14 protein-coding genes and 2 tRNA genes are annotated in these 13,925 nt (G+C 65.8%); 11 read left to right on the forward strand and 5 right to left on the reverse strand.

All coding sequences use genetic code 11. From position 1 onward, the window contains the following. The first annotated feature begins 63 nt into the window (after positions 1-63). The 3 genes from AC56K1_RS05625 (at position 64) to AC56K1_RS05635 (ending at position 3,149) form a co-directional block, all read left to right on the forward strand. Positions 64-1,998 (forward strand): two-component system sensor histidine kinase NtrB, encoded by a 1,935-nt coding sequence (locus AC56K1_RS05625; protein ID WP_497157172.1) that lies wholly within the window; start codon positions 64-66, stop codon positions 1,996-1,998. A 66-nt stretch (positions 1,999-2,064) separates the two neighbouring features. Continuing rightward, complete coding sequence (locus tag AC56K1_RS05630) at positions 2,065-2,646, forward strand: response regulator transcription factor (RefSeq protein ID WP_497156865.1); 582 nt, start codon at positions 2,065-2,067, stop codon at positions 2,644-2,646. Positions 2,647-2,768: 122 nt separating this feature from the next. After that, positions 2,769-3,149 carry a DUF3052 family protein gene (locus AC56K1_RS05635; RefSeq protein ID WP_497156866.1) on the forward strand — a complete coding sequence of 127 codons (381 nt, stop codon included), beginning with the start codon at positions 2,769-2,771 and terminating at the stop codon, positions 3,147-3,149. Here AC56K1_RS05635 and queG read toward each other — a convergent pair. Continuing rightward, complete coding sequence (gene queG, locus AC56K1_RS05640; RefSeq protein WP_497156867.1) at positions 3,144-4,247, reverse strand: tRNA epoxyqueuosine(34) reductase QueG; 1,104 nt, start codon at positions 4,245-4,247, stop codon at positions 3,144-3,146. The two genes, AC56K1_RS05635 and queG, sit on opposite strands and share 6 nt — an antisense overlap. Before the next feature lie 42 nt (positions 4,248-4,289). Between queG and tsaE the strand changes: the two genes are divergently transcribed. Genes tsaE through AC56K1_RS05655 form a run of 3 tightly spaced genes read left to right on the forward strand, consistent with a single transcriptional unit; the run spans position 4,290 to position 6,982 of the window. Continuing rightward, positions 4,290-4,772, forward strand: a complete 483-nt coding sequence (tsaE, locus tag AC56K1_RS05645) for a tRNA (adenosine(37)-N6)-threonylcarbamoyltransferase complex ATPase subunit type 1 TsaE (protein ID WP_497156868.1) — start codon at positions 4,290-4,292, stop codon at positions 4,770-4,772. Next, positions 4,739-6,175 (forward strand): N-acetylmuramoyl-L-alanine amidase, encoded by a 1,437-nt coding sequence (locus tag AC56K1_RS05650; RefSeq protein WP_497156869.1) that lies wholly within the window; start codon positions 4,739-4,741, stop codon positions 6,173-6,175. Before tsaE ends, AC56K1_RS05650 begins: the two co-directional genes overlap by 34 nt. A 12-nt stretch (positions 6,176-6,187) precedes the next feature. Further along, entirely contained in the window at positions 6,188-6,982 is a 795-nt protein-coding gene (locus tag AC56K1_RS05655; RefSeq protein ID WP_497156870.1) for an aldose epimerase family protein, read from the forward strand. Positions 6,983-7,109: 127 nt separating this feature from the next. Here AC56K1_RS05655 and AC56K1_RS05660 read toward each other — a convergent pair whose 3' ends face one another. Together AC56K1_RS05660 and AC56K1_RS05665 are read right to left on the reverse strand one after the other, a co-directional pair. Further along, entirely contained in the window at positions 7,110-8,213 is a 1,104-nt protein-coding gene (locus AC56K1_RS05660) for a carbonic anhydrase (protein WP_497156871.1), read from the reverse strand. Positions 8,214-8,343: 130 nt separating this feature from the next. Next, positions 8,344-8,988: a VTT domain-containing protein gene (locus tag AC56K1_RS05665; RefSeq protein ID WP_497156872.1), complete on the reverse strand. Its 645-nt coding sequence runs from the start codon at positions 8,986-8,988 to the stop codon at positions 8,344-8,346. A gap of 163 nt (positions 8,989-9,151) precedes the next feature. Here AC56K1_RS05665 and AC56K1_RS05670 point away from each other — a divergent pair, with 163 nt between their 5' ends. The 5 genes from AC56K1_RS05670 to AC56K1_RS05690 all read left to right on the forward strand — a co-directional run bounded on the left by AC56K1_RS05670 (position 9,152) and on the right by AC56K1_RS05690 (position 13,270). After that, positions 9,152-10,066, forward strand: a complete 915-nt coding sequence (locus AC56K1_RS05670; RefSeq protein ID WP_497156873.1) for a peptidylprolyl isomerase — start codon at positions 9,152-9,154, stop codon at positions 10,064-10,066. A gap of 41 nt (positions 10,067-10,107) precedes the next feature. Continuing rightward, positions 10,108-12,024, forward strand: coding sequence for a DNA mismatch repair endonuclease MutL (gene mutL / locus AC56K1_RS05675; protein ID WP_497156874.1), 1,917 nt, complete (start codon positions 10,108-10,110; stop codon positions 12,022-12,024). Next, positions 12,024-12,977, forward strand: coding sequence for a tRNA (adenosine(37)-N6)-dimethylallyltransferase MiaA (gene miaA / locus AC56K1_RS05680; protein ID WP_497157173.1), 954 nt, complete (start codon positions 12,024-12,026; stop codon positions 12,975-12,977). The genes mutL and miaA overlap by 1 nt, the downstream gene beginning before the upstream one ends. Before the next feature lie 79 nt (positions 12,978-13,056). Further along, a tRNA-Met gene (locus AC56K1_RS05685) sits at positions 13,057-13,133 on the forward strand. A 60-nt stretch (positions 13,134-13,193) separates the two neighbouring features. Next, positions 13,194-13,270, forward strand: a tRNA-Met gene (locus AC56K1_RS05690). 54 nt (positions 13,271-13,324) lie between these two features. On the opposite strand, the gene AC56K1_RS05695 is transcribed toward AC56K1_RS05690, so the two are convergent. Continuing rightward, complete coding sequence (locus tag AC56K1_RS05695) at positions 13,325-13,483, reverse strand: hypothetical protein (protein ID WP_497126464.1); 159 nt, start codon at positions 13,481-13,483, stop codon at positions 13,325-13,327. A gap of 116 nt (positions 13,484-13,599) precedes the next feature. Beyond that, on the reverse strand, positions 13,600-13,917 hold the full coding sequence (locus AC56K1_RS05700) for a putative signal transducing protein (protein ID WP_497156875.1): 318 nt from the start codon (positions 13,915-13,917) through the stop codon (positions 13,600-13,602). Between the last annotated feature and the right edge of the window lie 8 nt (positions 13,918-13,925).

Raw genomic sequence — 13,925 nt, forward strand, 5'->3', positions numbered from 1 at the left:
CAAGCCCCCTTCCCGCCGCCGGCCCCCTCGCCCGCCACCGAGCGCGTGCGTTCCTGGCGCTGGCTGGTGCCGGTGCTGCTGGTGCTGCTGTTCCTGGCCGTGCTGATCTGGCTGCCCTGGCAGGCGCGCGAGATGGAAGCCACCGAGCGCCAGGAGCAATTGATCGCGGACACGCTGTGGGTCGAGCAGACCCTGCGCTTCGAACTGGCACGCAGCGAAGAGGCCCTCGGCGGGCTCGGCGCCGACCTGGTCAACCGCCCGCCCTCCCCAAGCGCCCTGCAGGCGCGTCTCAGGCAGATGTTCAACAATGGCCACGAGCTGGTGCGCGTGGTCTGGTACGGCCCCGACGGCAAGGTAATGGCCAGCCATGGCCAGGAACCGCTCGCCATCCTGCCCGCGCCGACCCGCCTGGCCGCCGACGTGGCGGGCGCGACCGGGCGGGCCCGCTACAGCGAGCCGTATGGCGCGACTGCCACCTCGCCGGGCGTGCTCGACTACTACCTGCCGCTGCAGGCGGGCGGCCAGCAGGCCGGCAGCCTGGTCGCGACCTACAGCCTGCAGGTGCTGCTTGATGAAACCGTGCCCTGGTGGTTCGCCCAGGACAATGCCCTTACTCTCTTAGATCGCAACGACCGCACGGTTGCGCGGCGCGTGGCCGGCGGCCCGGGACGCGGTATCTACACGCACCGGCGCGAGCTCGACCTGCCGGGCGCGCTGGTGGTGCTCTACACCAATAGCGTGAAAGGCGCGCCCAAGCTGCTGCCGAATTTGCTGGTGGGCTCGGTGATCGTACTGGCGCTGGGCCTGGTGCTAAGCCTGGGCGCGCTGTGGCGCCACATCTCGCGCACCCTGGCGGCCGAAGCCGCGCTGCGCCAGCAGATGGCCTTCCGCACCGCGATGGAAAATTCCCTGATCACGGGCCTGCGCGCGCGCGACCTGGAAGGCCGGGTTACCTATGTGAACCGGGCGTTTTGCGAGATTGTCGGCTTGCCGGCGGAAGAACTGGTCGGCAAGAAGCCGCCCATGGCCTATTGGGCGCCCGAAGTCATGGCCGAATACGAGGAGCGCTTCCGCGGCGTGCTGGCGGGGAATATCACGCCCCAGTTCGAGACCGTGTTCCAGCGCCCAGACGGCGTGCGGGTGCCGGTGCTGGTGTTCGAGGCGCCCCTGGTGGACGCCGACGGCCGCCAGTCGGGCTGGATGAGTTCGGTGCTCGACATCACCGACCGCAAGCGCGCCGAAGAACTCAACCGCCAGCAGCAGGAAAAGCTCGAAGCCAGCGCGCGCCTGGCCACCATGGGCGAGATCTCGTCGATGCTGGCGCACGAGCTGAACCAGCCGCTGGCGGCGATTTCCAGCTATACCGCGGGCGCGCTCAACGTGCTCGAACGCGCTACCGGATCGGGCGAACCGGTCAATCCTGGCATGCTCCGGCATGCATTGGACCAGGCGCGCCAGCAGGCCCAGCGCGCCGGCCAGATCATCCGCAGCGTGCACGAATTCGTCAAGAAACGCGAGCCGCGGCGCGAGCTGGTGACGATCCGCAGCGTGATCGAGGGCGTGCATGCGCTGGTCGAACTGCAGGCGCGCCAGGCCAATGTCGTGCTCAAGATCGAACAGGCGCCGGCGCTGCCGCCGGTGCTGGCCGATCGCGTGCTGCTCGAGCAGGTGCTGCTCAACCTGACGCGCAACGCGATCGAGGCGATGCAGGACACGCGGCCGGACCAGCGCGTGCTGCGCATCGCCGCGAGCCGGCATGAGGGCCGGGTATTGGTGTCGGTGATCGACCGCGGCCATGGCATCGCGCCGGAAGTGGCGGCCGGCCTGTTCTCGCCCTTCTATTCGACCAAGGCCGAAGGCATGGGCATGGGCCTGTCGATCTGCCGCACCGCGATCGAGTTCCACGGCGGGACGCTTACCCATGCGCCGAACCCGGGCGGCGGCACCATCTTCACGTTTGCATTGCCGTCGCAAGCGGCGAGCGGGGCGCTGGGCTAAAATCCGCCTGCGGCGTTCTTGCCGCCATCACAACAGCACGGGCCCAGCCCGGCCGGGAGACACCACATGCTGCATATCGTCGACGACGAAGACGTCATTCGCGACGCCCTGTCCTGGCTGGCGCAGTCGCGCGGCCTGCCGTCCCGTGGCTATGCGAGCGGCGAGGAATTCCTCGACGCCGCCAAGGCGCCCAGCCTGGATGGCGACTGCGTGCTGCTCGACGTGCGCATGCCCGGCATGAATGGCATCGCGGTATTTGACCAGTTGGCAAAACTTGGCCTGGTCGCGCGCCTGCCGGTGATTTTCCTCACCGGCCACGGCGACGTGCCGATGGCGGTCGATTCGCTCAAGCGCGGCGCCTTTGATTTCTTCGAGAAACCGTTCAACGACAATGTGCTGATGGACCGGGTGGAAGAAGCCATGGCGTCCTCGCGCAAGGCGGCCGCCGCAAGCCTGGTGCAGGCGCGCCTGGCCACGCTGTCGGCGCGCGAGCGCGAAGTGCTCGACCTGATCCTGGCCGGGATGATGAACAAGGTCGTGGCCGACAAGCTCGGCATCAGCATGCGCACGGTCGAAGTGCACCGGGCGCATATCTTCGACAAGATGCGGGTCAAGACGGCCGTCGAATTAGCCGGGCTGCTGAAATAAACCTATTATTTCCTCCTGCAAACGCATCCCAAGCGTCCCGCCATCTTGAACGAAGCCTTGTAAAATGCAGCGGAACGCGCCGCAGCCTTACCTGCCGCAGCGCACTTGCACGAGGGATATTCATGAGCGAAAAGACAGTTGCAGACAAGATGTTTTTGAAGACGGCGAAGTCGATCCAGGTCATCAACGGCCAGGTTCATCCAACCGTGGTGGCCCAGCTGCCCGCCGAACTCATCAAGGAAGGCGACGGCCCCTTCGACGTGATCCTGCTATTCGCCCTGAACCGCAAGGAGCTCGAGCAGTACCTGCCCGCTGCCAAGGAACGCCTCGGCGAAAAAAGCTCGCTGTGGATCGCCTACCTCAAGCAGACCGCCTCCAAGGCCACCGACATCAACCGCGATTCGATCAACGCCTATGCCAAGGAAAACGGCATCACCGGCGTGGCGATGATTTCCATCGACCTCGACTGGTCAGCCCTGCGCCTGAAGCGCATCGAATTATGACGCGTGGCGCGCGAGCGCCCAGCTGACGTGCTCGCGCACCAGTTCCGACGGATGTTCGGCGCGTGAACGCAGCGCGGCCATGATGGCCGCATCGCCCTTGGCGGCCGGACTGGCCGCCGCATTGCCCAGCCCCACCGCGAGGTTGCGCAGCCAGCGCTCGTGGCCGATGCGCCGGATCGGGCTGCCTTCCATGCGGCGGTTGAATTCTTCTTCTTCCCACGCGAACGCCGCGACCAGGCCGGCTTCGCCGAGACCGTTGCGCTCGTCGAAATCCGGCAAGGTGGCGCGTTGGGCAAACTTGTTCCACGGGCAGACCAGCTGGCAATCGTCGCAGCCATAGATGCGGTTGCCGATCAGCGGGCGGAATTCTTCCGGGATGCTGCCCTTGAGCTCGATCGTGAGATAGGAAATGCAGCGCCGCGCATCCAGCCGGCCGGGGCCGAGGATGGCCTGGGTGGGACAAACCTCGATGCAGGCCTGGCAGCCGCCGCAGTGCGCGCCGGTGGGCGAATCCACAGGCAAGGGAATATCCACCAGGATCTCGCCGATGAAGAAGGTCGAGCCGGCCGTGCGCGACAGCAGCAAGGTATGCTTGCCGCGCCAGCCCAGGCCCGCTTTTTCGGCCAGCGGCAATTCCATCACCGGCGCCGAGTCGGTGAACACGCGGTAGCCCAGCTCGCCGACCGCCGCCTTGACCCGTTCAGCCAGCGCCGCCAGGCGGTTGCGCAACACCTTGTGGTAGTCGCGGCCCCTGGCATAGACCGAGACCACGGCGGCGCCGGGTTCCATCTGGCGCGCGGCTTCCTCGGCGCGCCAGCCGTCGCCGCGCGTCATCGGCAGGTAATCCATGCGCGCCACGATGGCGCGCACCGTGCCCGGCACCAGTTCGCCGGGGCGCGCACGCTTCATGCCGTGGCTTGCCATATAATCCATCTCGCCATGGCAGCCCGCGTCCAGCCAGGCCTGCAGTCCGGCTTCCGCATGCGCCAGGTCGACGTCGGCGATGCGTACGTCGGCAAACCCGAGTTCCGCGCCCCAGGCCTTGATGGCGCGGGCGAGTTCGGGCAAATCGGTCGGTTCCGGGGAAGTCATCGGCATGGCAGGATGGAACAACACTTACTTAACCCGCTATTTTATTCGATGCAGTCCTTCAAAGCTTACCTACCCGACGAAACCGCGACCGCCGCCCTGGGCGCGGCCCTGGCGCGCGCGCTTCGACCCGGCCTGGTGATCTACCTGCACGGCGACCTCGGCGCCGGCAAGACGGCGCTCACCCGCGCCCTGATCCAGGCCGCGGGCCACACCGGCACGGTCAAGAGCCCCACCTATACCTTGTCGGAACCGTATCGCGTGACGGTCGATGGGGAGCCGGTCAATGTGATCCATTACGACCTGTACCGGATGTCGAGCCCGGAAGAGTTCCTGGATGCCGGTTTTCGCGAGGATTTCGACGGCAAGAACATCTGCATTGTCGAATGGCCCGAGAAGGGCGAACCCGTGTTGCCGCCACCCGACGTCCGTGTATCGTTTGAGGTCAGGGGACACGGCCGTGAGGTAGAATTGCAGCCGTTGTCCCAATTAGGCCTGCTATGCCTCGACCGTCTCGCCTACTCCCCGTCCTGACCCCTGGTTCCCCGCGCCGCCGCACCCTGCTCAAGGCCGGCGGCACGCTGCTGCTGTCAGTGATGTCGCCGCTGCCTGCCAGCGCCGCCCAGATCCTGGCCGTGCGCGTCTGGCCCGCGCCCGACTACACCCGCGTGACGCTGGAAAACGACAGCAACCTCAAGACCGAGCACTTCCTGGTGCCCGACCCGCCGCGGCTGGTCGTGGACATCGAAGGCCTGGGCTTGAGCAGCACCCTCAAAAGCCTGGTCGCCAAGGTCGAGGCGAACGACCCCTATATCAAGCAGGTGCGCGTCGGCCAGAACCGCCCGAACGTGGTGCGCCTGGTGTTCGACCTGAAAGAAGAGGTCAAGCCGCAGGTGTTCACGCTCGCGCCGGTCGCCGGCTACCAGCACCGCCTGATCTTCGACCTGTACCCGACCAAGCCGGTCGATCCGATCGCGGCCATGATCGAAAAAGGCGAATGGACCGTGGACGGCACGCCCGCCGCCCCGACTGCCAGCACGGCTGTCGGCGCCAACCCTGCCTCGCCGCTGCCGGCGCCCCCGCCGGCCCAGACCGAAGCCGGACCGGACGCCATCGCCAAGCTCGAGGCCGAGATGTCGGCCCTGGGCGGCACCCCGCCGCCGCAGGCGGTGCAGCCGACGCCTTCCCGGCCCCACCCCAAGGCTGCGCAGCCGCCCCAGAAGCTGGTGCGCATGGTGACGATCGCGCTCGACCCCGGCCACGGCGGCGAAGACCCGGGCGCCATCGGCGCAACCGGCGCCTATGAAAAAGACATCGTGCTGGCCGTGGCCAAGCGCCTGAAGGCCAAGCTGGAACAGCTGCCGAATACCCGCGTCATGCTCACCCGCGACGGCGACTATTTCGTGCCGCTCGGCCAGCGTGTACAGAAGGCGCGCAAGGTGCAGGCCGACCTGTTCGTGTCGATCCATGCCGATGCTTTCGTCTCGCCCACCGCGCGCGGCTCGTCGGTGTTCGTGCTGTCGGAAAAAGGCGCCAGCTCGAGCGCGGCGCGCTGGCTGGCGAACGACCAGAACAAGGCCGACCTGATCGGCGGCACCAATATCGCGACCCAGGACAAGCTGCTCGCCAGCGTGCTGTTCGATTTATCGACCACGGCCCAGATCAACGACAGCCTCAAGCTCGGCAAGGCCGTGCTGCGCGAGATCGGCGGCATCAACCGGCTGCACAAGAACGTGGTCGAGCAGGCCGGGTTCGCGGTGCTCAAGGCCCCGGACATCCCTTCGATCCTGGTCGAAACCGCCTTCATCTCGAACCGCGAGGAAGAAGCCAGGCTGCGCGACGACGGCTACCAGAACCAGCTCGCCGAGGCCATCACGAACGGCATCAAGCGCTATTTCGCCGATAATCCGCCCATGGCCAAGAGCCGCCAGACCTGACCGGAGCGTTCAATGACCCTCGCCATCCACACGACTGTCAAGCAGCTGCCCGCGATCCGCCTGAGCGCCCCGGATGGCGCCGAAGCCACCGTGACGCTGTACGGCGCCCACCTGGTGTCGTGGAAGGGCATGGACGGCCGGGAACGCCTGTTCTGCAGCGCGAAGTCGGCGCTGGACGGGAGTAAAGCCATCCGCGGCGGCGTGCCGGTGATCTTCCCCCAGTTCGCAGAACAGGGTAGCGGCATGCGCCACGGCTTTGCGCGCGTGTCGACCTGGCGGCTGGAAGACAGCGGCCTGGAAGACGGCGCCGCCTGGGCCAGCTTCGGCCTGGCGCTGGGCGACCTGCCTTCTACCCTCGCCGACGCCTGGCCGCACCAGTTCATGCTCTGCCTGCGCGTGGCGGTGCGCGAGAACACGCTCACGATGGAGCTCACCGTGCGCAACCTGGGCGCCGCGCCCTTCCCGTTCGCGGCGGCGCTGCACACCTACCACCTGGTGCCGGACGTGTGCGAGGTGCGCATCGAAGGCGTGTCCTCGGACGAGATCTCGATGTACGAGAAGCTGGACAAGATCTATCCGGGCGTCCCGGGGCGCGCGGTCATGGCGACCAGTGAAGGAAGCTTGACCATCGAGCAGACCGGCTTCACGGATGCCGTTGTCTGGAACCCTGGGCCGGTGGATGCGGCGGCGCTGTCGGATATGGACAATGACGAGTACAAGCGTTTCGTCTGCATCGAGCCGGCGCTGCTCGATCCGTTCATGCTGGAGCCGGGGGGGACCTGGACGGGGACGTATCGGGTCAGCTGAATGAGGAAGCCCGGCGATGCCGGGCTTTTTGCATTTGCGGTGTGCGACGAACTTGGGTTCCGCGAAGGCGGGAACCCAAGTTTCATGCAGACCCATAACGTCACTGCTCAGGCCGTGAACACACCCCTCAATTCGACTCCTTGATCATCCGCCCATTACTCTGCTGCACAGGCCGTGCATTGAGCGGATACAGCCGCGAGAACAGCGCCATCTGCGCCGGCGAGGCCTGCATCGGCTGCTTCATGACGATCCACAGCACGTCTTCGGTGCAGGGTGGCTCGGTAAGCGAACCCATATAGGTGAAGTATTCGCGCTTTTCCGGCAGCGCCTCGTTCACGTCGAGCACGATCGAAGGCGACACCGACTGCTTCTTTTCCAGCGGCAGGTTGTTCCACACGGTCTGGATCAGCGAGTTCGCCTTGCCGCGTTCGAGCAGCACGGCCAGCACCAGGAGTTTACCCTCGACGCTGCGGTGCACGAGGTGGATCACCATCTCGGTGCCCTTGCCGTTGATGCGCTCTTCCGACGGGCGGTGGAAGTGGAACTGCTGCAGCTCGTAGGCCTGGTTGCCGACCGTAAGGAAGTTGCCGCCGCCGACCGTCACCTGGATGGTGTGGCCGTTGTCGACTTCGGAAAACGAGCTCGGATGGTAGTCGAAGGCGATCTGCTCCAGGTCGACCTTCATGCCGTCGCGCAGGTCGATCGGCGACTGGCGGTTGCCGGTGCCGCACTTGGCCCAGGCCGCATTGATGCTGGACCAGTTGGCCGGGCCGTATTCGCCTTCATAGCTCCAGTGGGTGCCGTTTTTCGGCTTGCTGGCAACGGCGATCGCCGCTTCGGCTTCCTTGCGGCGCCGGGCGTCGGCCGCGCGCTTGGCGCTTGCTGCCTTGGCGGCGCGCGCCTGCTGCTGCGCGCGCAGTTCGGCCAGGCGTTCGGCAATGCGCACCGACAGGTCGACTTCGGCCTGGTCTTCATTGGCAGCGGCGGGGGCAGGCGCAGGTGCGGCAGCCGGCTTGGCGGCGGCGACGGTCGCGGCATCGGCGGCGGCCGCCAGGGCTTTGATGTCGGGCTTGATCGACGGCTTGCCCGCCGCCGGCTTGCCTTCGAGGATGGCCTTGACGGTGGCCGACCTGGCGTCGCTTGCGGGTTTGGGCGGTGTGGGAGCGGGGTCGCTCGCGCTTGCCGTGGCCATGACAAGGCTGCAAGCGAACAGGGCGATAAGGTGGCGCATGGGGTTCCAGGAATGTGCTGTCCTAATGCTTATCGGCAATTGGACAGTGAAACTTGAGTGCGCCGAAGCAACAACGCCCCGAAATATCGGGGCGCTGGCAGGATGACAATGACGCTTGCTAATGGATCAATTAGCGGCTCATCATGCGCCGGCCGAATTTGTACAGGCCGCCGATGGCCAGCGGCACGATCGCCGCCGACACGCCGACCAGTACGATTTCGGTCAGGTGGTCGCGCACGATCGGGATATTTCCGAAGAAGAAACCGGCCGTCACCAGGCTGGCGACCCACAGCACCGCGCCGGTCACGTTATACATCTGGAAGCGCGCATGCGTCATTTCCGACACGCCGGCCACGAAAGGCGCAAAGGTGCGCACCACCGGCACGAAGCGCGCCAGGATGATGGTCTTGCCGCCATGCTTCTCGAAGAAATCGTGGGTGCGCTGCAGCGCGTCCTTGTTGATCCAGCGGTAGTTATGCGTGAACACCCGGTGGCCGATGGCCTGCCCGATGTAATAGTTCAGGGTATTGCCCGTGATTGCCGCAATGATGAGCAGCACCATCAGGAGCGGATAGTTCATCTGACCGGTGGCGCAGAAGGCGCCGGCGATGAACAGCAGGGTGTCGCCGGGGAAGAAAAACAGGAGCACCAGGCCGGTTTCGCAAAACACGATCAGGAACAGCACGATGTAGACGTAGGTTCCGTACTGGGCCAGGAGTGTGCCCAGCGTCTTATCGACATGGAGAATCATGTCGAAGAATTGCATCAGATCCATAATTTTCCTAAAAGGTAGCGGCGAATCATACCATCACTCCGCTCCGCGGCAGCCTGGCCGGCGCAGGGCGCCTCAGGATATTTTCGCGGCCCATACCTTTACGTTCTGGCCACATTCCCGATTACAATCGTCGCACGTAAAACAACAATGCAATGGAGACCCGATGCGCCCTTCCATCACTGTCCTGCGCCTGGCCACGCTGGCGCTGTTAGCCATCAGCAGCGTCCACGCCGCTCCGGCCAAGGAACTGCCACCCAAGCCCTCGCTGGCGGACGTCGTCAAGGCCTCCAAACCGGCCGACTGGCGCGCGCTCGACCCGGAAAACACGCTGTACATGGAGCTGCCGACCGGCCGCGTCGTCCTCGAGCTGGCCCCAGGCTTCGCGCCGAAGACCGCCGCCAATATCCGCGACCTGGTGCGCGAAAAATACTTCGACGGCCTGTTCATCATCCGCTCGCAGGATGGCTTCGTGGTGCAGTGGGGCGACCCCGACGAAGACAAGCCAAAGCCGTTCAAGGCTGCCAAGCTAGTCAAAGCCGAGTTCACCGTCCCGATCAAGAGCGCCGGCACCTTCACCCGCCTGAAGGACGGCGACGTCTACGCGCCTCAGGTCGGCCACGTGAACGGTTTCCCGGCCGCGCGCGACCCCGCCAAAGGCGACACCTGGCTAACCCATTGCCCGGCCATGGTCGGCGTGGCGCGCGACAACGATGCCGATACCGGCAACGGCTCACAGCTCTACGTCGTCACCGGCCACGCGCCGCGCCAGCTCGACCGCAACATCACCGTGGTGGGACGCGTCGTCTCGGGCATGCCGCTGCTGTCCGTGCAGCCGCGCGGCACGGCCGCCTCGGGCTTCTACGAGAAACCGGAACAGCGCATGCCGATCAAGGCGGTGCGCATTGCGGCCGACGTGCCGGAAGCCGAGCGCACCAAGCTTGAAGTGATGCGCACCGACAGCGCCACCTACCAGGCGGCGGTCGACGCCCAGCGCAACCGCGGCGGCCCGTGGACCAAGGTCGCGGCCGGCAAGATCGACCTGTGCAGTGCGCCGATCCCGGTGCGCGAGCAGAAATAAGCGAGGAGATAAGCGCGGGTGGGCGGGATATAATCCGGGGCATGAACGCGCCCGTCCCCACTACCCGCCCGATCCAGCAGCTGCCTGACCAGCTCATCTCCCAGATTGCCGCCGGCGAGGTCGTCGAGCGGCCGTCCGCAGTGGTCAAGGAGCTGCTCGAGAACGCGCTCGACGCCGGTTCCACCCAGATCACCGTGCGCCTCGAAGAAGGCGGCGTCAAGCGCATCGCCATCACCGACAACGGCCGCGGCATCCCACCGGAAGAACTGCCGCTGGCGCTGGCCCGCCACGCCACCTCGAAGATCGCGTCGCTGTCCGACCTGGAAAACGTCGGCACCCTGGGTTTTCGCGGCGAGGCGCTGGCTTCGATCGCTTCGGTGGCCGCGGTGCGCATCACCTCGCGCACCCCGGACGCGGCGCACGCTTATGAGATTGTCGGCTCGCACGAGGGTCTTGTTGCGCCTTCGTCGGGCGCCTTCGGCACCACCATCGACGTGCAGGACCTGTATTTCAATACGCCCGCACGCCGCAAGTTCCTGAAATCCGAGCAGACCGAATACGGCCACTGCGCCGAAGTCGTGCGCCGCATCGCCCTGTCGCGCCCGGACGTCTCGTTCAGCCTGACGCACAACGGCCGCACCATCGACCACTGGAACGTGAGCGAAGCGGCCAAGCGCAGCGCCCAGATCCTCGGCAACGACTTCGCCGAAGCGCGGCTGGAACTGAGCGAAGGCGCCGGTCCTCTTCGCCTGTACGGTTATGTGGGCCTGCCGACCGCTTCGAAAGCGCGCGCCGATGGCCAGTTCTTCTACGTGAACGGGCGTTTTGTCCGCGACAAGCTCTTGGTGCACGCGGTGCGCGCCGCCTACCAGGACGTGCTGCACGGCGACCGCTTCCCTTCTTATGTGCTGTCGCTCGACCTCGACCCGGCCCTGGTCGACGTGAACGTACACCCCTCTAAAATCGAAGTGCGCTTCCGCGACAGCCGCGCGGTGCACCAGTTCGTGTTCCACGCGGTGCAGCGCACGCTGGCGCAAACCTCCGCCACGGCGCATGGCAGCGCGCCGGCGCCCGTGTCCGCGGCCGAATTCGGGTCATCGATGCAGCCTTCCGGCACGCCGGCCTGGGCACCGCGTCCGCACGAGCAGACTTCATTCGGCTCCCAGCTGACCTCGACCTTCTCGCCCTCGCCCTTCCTGCCTGGCAGCCGCTGGGACGAGGGCCGCCCGCAGGCGTCGAACGGCGGCGTGGCGCAGAGTACCGAGGCTTACGGCGCGCTGTTCGCAGCAGGTGAGTCGGCCAGGGCTGCCGCGCCGATGCGCGTGCCGGTTTCCAGCTCGGAGCGCCCGCTGACGAACGAGGACTTCCCGCTCGGCTTCGCGCTGGCCCAGCTGCACGGCATCTACATCCTGGCCCAGAACATCAAGGGCCTGGTGCTGGTGGACATGCACGCGGCGCACGAGCGCATCCTGTACGAGCAGATCAAGAACGCACTCGACGCAAGAGCCGAGGGTGAAGAGCTGCAGGTGCAGCAGATGCTGATCCCGGTGACCTTCTACGCCGACGCCGTCGAGGTGGCGACCGCGCAGGACCATGCCGAAACGCTGAAGACGCTCGGCTTCGATATCGCCGCGCTGTCCCCGACCACGCTCGCGGTGCGCACCGTGCCGACCATCCTGCGCAATGCCGACGCCCAGACGCTGGCGCGCGACGTGCTGCGCGACGTGCGCGAATACGGCGGCTCGCGCGTGCTGATCGAGCGCCGCAACGAGCTGCTCGGCACCCTCGCCTGCCATACGGCGGTGCGCGCCAACCGCGTGCTGTCGATCCAGGAAATGAACGCCCTGCTGCGCCAGATGGAAATTACCGAACGCTCCGACCAGTGCAACCACGGCCGTCCGACCTGGGTCCAGCTCGAGATCAACGCGCTCGACAAGCTGTTCCTGCGCGGTCAATGATGGTGGCACCTGTCAAACCGATGGCGGTGGCCATCATGGGCCCGACCGCGTCGGGCAAGACCGCGGCCGCGCTGGCGATCGCGCGCACCCGGCCGGTCGAGATTATCTCGGTGGATTCGGCCCTGGTCTACCGCGAGATGGACATCGGCACCGCGAAGCCCTCGCTTGAGGAACTGGCGAGCGTGCCGCACCACCTGATCGACATCATCGACCCCTTGGAGAGCTATTCGGTCATGCAGTTCAGGACCGATACGCTGCGCCTGGTCGCCGAGATCAGCGCGCGCGGCGCCCTGCCGCTGCTGGTGGGCGGCACCATGATGTATTTCAAGGGCCTCACCGACAGCCTGGACGACCTGCCGACGGCGGATGCGGCCGTGCGTGCGGCGATCGAGCTCGAAGCTGTTGCCATCGGCTGGCCGGGCATGCACGCCAAGCTGCAGGCGCTCGACCCCGTCACCGCCGAGCGGCTGGCGCCGAACGACGCCCAGCGCATCAACCGCGCGCTCGAGATCATCGAGCTGACCGGCAAGCCGATGTCCGAACTGCTGGGCAAGCGCGAGAAGCCAGAGCTGCCCTTCGAGCTGGTCTCGTTCGCGCTGGAGCCATCGGATCGCGCGGTGCTGCACCAGCGGATCGCGCTGCGCTTCGACCAGATGCTGGGCGAGCGCGACGACGAAGGGCTAGTGGCGGAAGTCGCGCGCCTGCGTGCGCGGGGCGACCTGACGCCGCTGCTACCCTCGATGCGCTGCGTCGGCTACCGCCAGGCCTGGGACTACCTCGACGGCACGATCAACCGCGCCGGGCTGCGCGAGCTGGGCATCATCGCCACCCGCCAGCTGGCCAAGCGCCAGCTCACCTGGCTACGCGCGATGCCGGACCGGATCGTGTTAGACTGCCTTGGCAGTGATCCGACGCAGGCCATGCTGGCGCAGTTGGACAGCTTGGAAAAATGACATCACAGCAGGTTTTTGTTGCGATGCGGCGTCGAGCCTTGACAGGCTGGACGCCAGATTGGATAATGCCTGCCGTTGCGGTGATATAGCTCAGTTGGTTAGAGCACAGCACTCATAATGCTGGGGTCGGTGGTTCAAGTCCACCTATCACCACCAAGAATTTCGCACAGATGGCTTGACTCTCCGAGAGTCGAGCCATTTTGTTTTACCGCTTTCGGTGATATAGCTCAGTTGGTTAGAGCACAGCACTCATAATGCTGGGGTCGGTGGTTCAAGTCCACCTATCACCACCAGTAAAGATACGGCCCGGTTCTCGCGAACCGGGCCGTTTTCTTTTGGCGTGAGCTTTAGTGTTTCTTGCCGCCACCCGAGATCTTGTTCTCGGTAGCCCAGGCGCGCCGCTTGGCTTCCTCCTTCGATACGCCCTTCTTCTCGTAGCCCTTCTCGATGTGCTCGGCCTGGCGTTTCTGCTTGTCCGTATAGGACGACTTATCACCTTGAGGCATGATCGTTCTCCTTCCGACGGTTGAGCATTGCCGGCACGCTGCCGGCCCATGGTCAAAAGCCTACGCTTTCAACGCAAATGAATACGTGAGGCACTTCACGCAAAGCGGCGACCTACTCAGCAGTCGACCGGCGAATCCTCGTCCAGCGCATAGTCGCCGCGCGCCAGCCCCTCCAGCACCTCCCCGGCCTGCTGCAGGTATTCGGACGGCACCAGGATGCGCACGCCGCCCAGCGCGGGCGCCAGCAGCAGGTCCGTCTGCATCAGGTGGGCATCGGCCAGCACGGCGGGAATCCCGGACGCCGCCAGGCAGCCCTGCGCCAGCGTGGCCTCCATCGGGATCAGGTATTTGGCGACGACGAACAAATCGCGGCCCGGGATCTGTTCGGCCTCCGGATTGGCCGCGAGCCAGGCATTCAGTGCGAGTGGTTCCATGTGCGTCT

The organism is Telluria sp. ZB4P37 (assembly GCF_059685855.1).

Coding starts and splice junctions, on each gene's coding strand:
- AC56K1_RS05630 (WP_497156865.1), top strand. CDS start 2,065: ATGCTGCATATCGTCGACGACGAAGACGTCATTCGCGACGCCCTGTCC.
- AC56K1_RS05635 (WP_497156866.1), top strand. CDS start 2,769: ATGAGCGAAAAGACAGTTGCAGACAAGATGTTTTTGAAGACGGCGAAG.
- queG (WP_497156867.1), bottom strand. CDS start 4,247: ATGCCGATGACTTCCCCGGAACCGACCGATTTGCCCGAACTCGCCCGC.
- tsaE (WP_497156868.1), top strand. CDS start 4,290: ATGCAGTCCTTCAAAGCTTACCTACCCGACGAAACCGCGACCGCCGCC.
- AC56K1_RS05650 (WP_497156869.1), top strand. CDS start 4,739: ATGCCTCGACCGTCTCGCCTACTCCCCGTCCTGACCCCTGGTTCCCCG.
- AC56K1_RS05655 (WP_497156870.1), top strand. CDS start 6,188: ATGACCCTCGCCATCCACACGACTGTCAAGCAGCTGCCCGCGATCCGC.
- AC56K1_RS05660 (WP_497156871.1), bottom strand. CDS start 8,213: ATGCGCCACCTTATCGCCCTGTTCGCTTGCAGCCTTGTCATGGCCACG.
- AC56K1_RS05665 (WP_497156872.1), bottom strand. CDS start 8,988: ATGGATCTGATGCAATTCTTCGACATGATTCTCCATGTCGATAAGACG.
- AC56K1_RS05670 (WP_497156873.1), top strand. CDS start 9,152: ATGCGCCCTTCCATCACTGTCCTGCGCCTGGCCACGCTGGCGCTGTTA.
- mutL (WP_497156874.1), top strand. CDS start 10,108: ATGAACGCGCCCGTCCCCACTACCCGCCCGATCCAGCAGCTGCCTGAC.
- miaA (WP_497157173.1), top strand. CDS start 12,024: ATGGTGGCACCTGTCAAACCGATGGCGGTGGCCATCATGGGCCCGACC.
- AC56K1_RS05695 (WP_497126464.1), bottom strand. CDS start 13,483: ATGCCTCAAGGTGATAAGTCGTCCTATACGGACAAGCAGAAACGCCAG.
- AC56K1_RS05700 (WP_497156875.1), bottom strand. CDS start 13,917: ATGGAACCACTCGCACTGAATGCCTGGCTCGCGGCCAATCCGGAGGCC.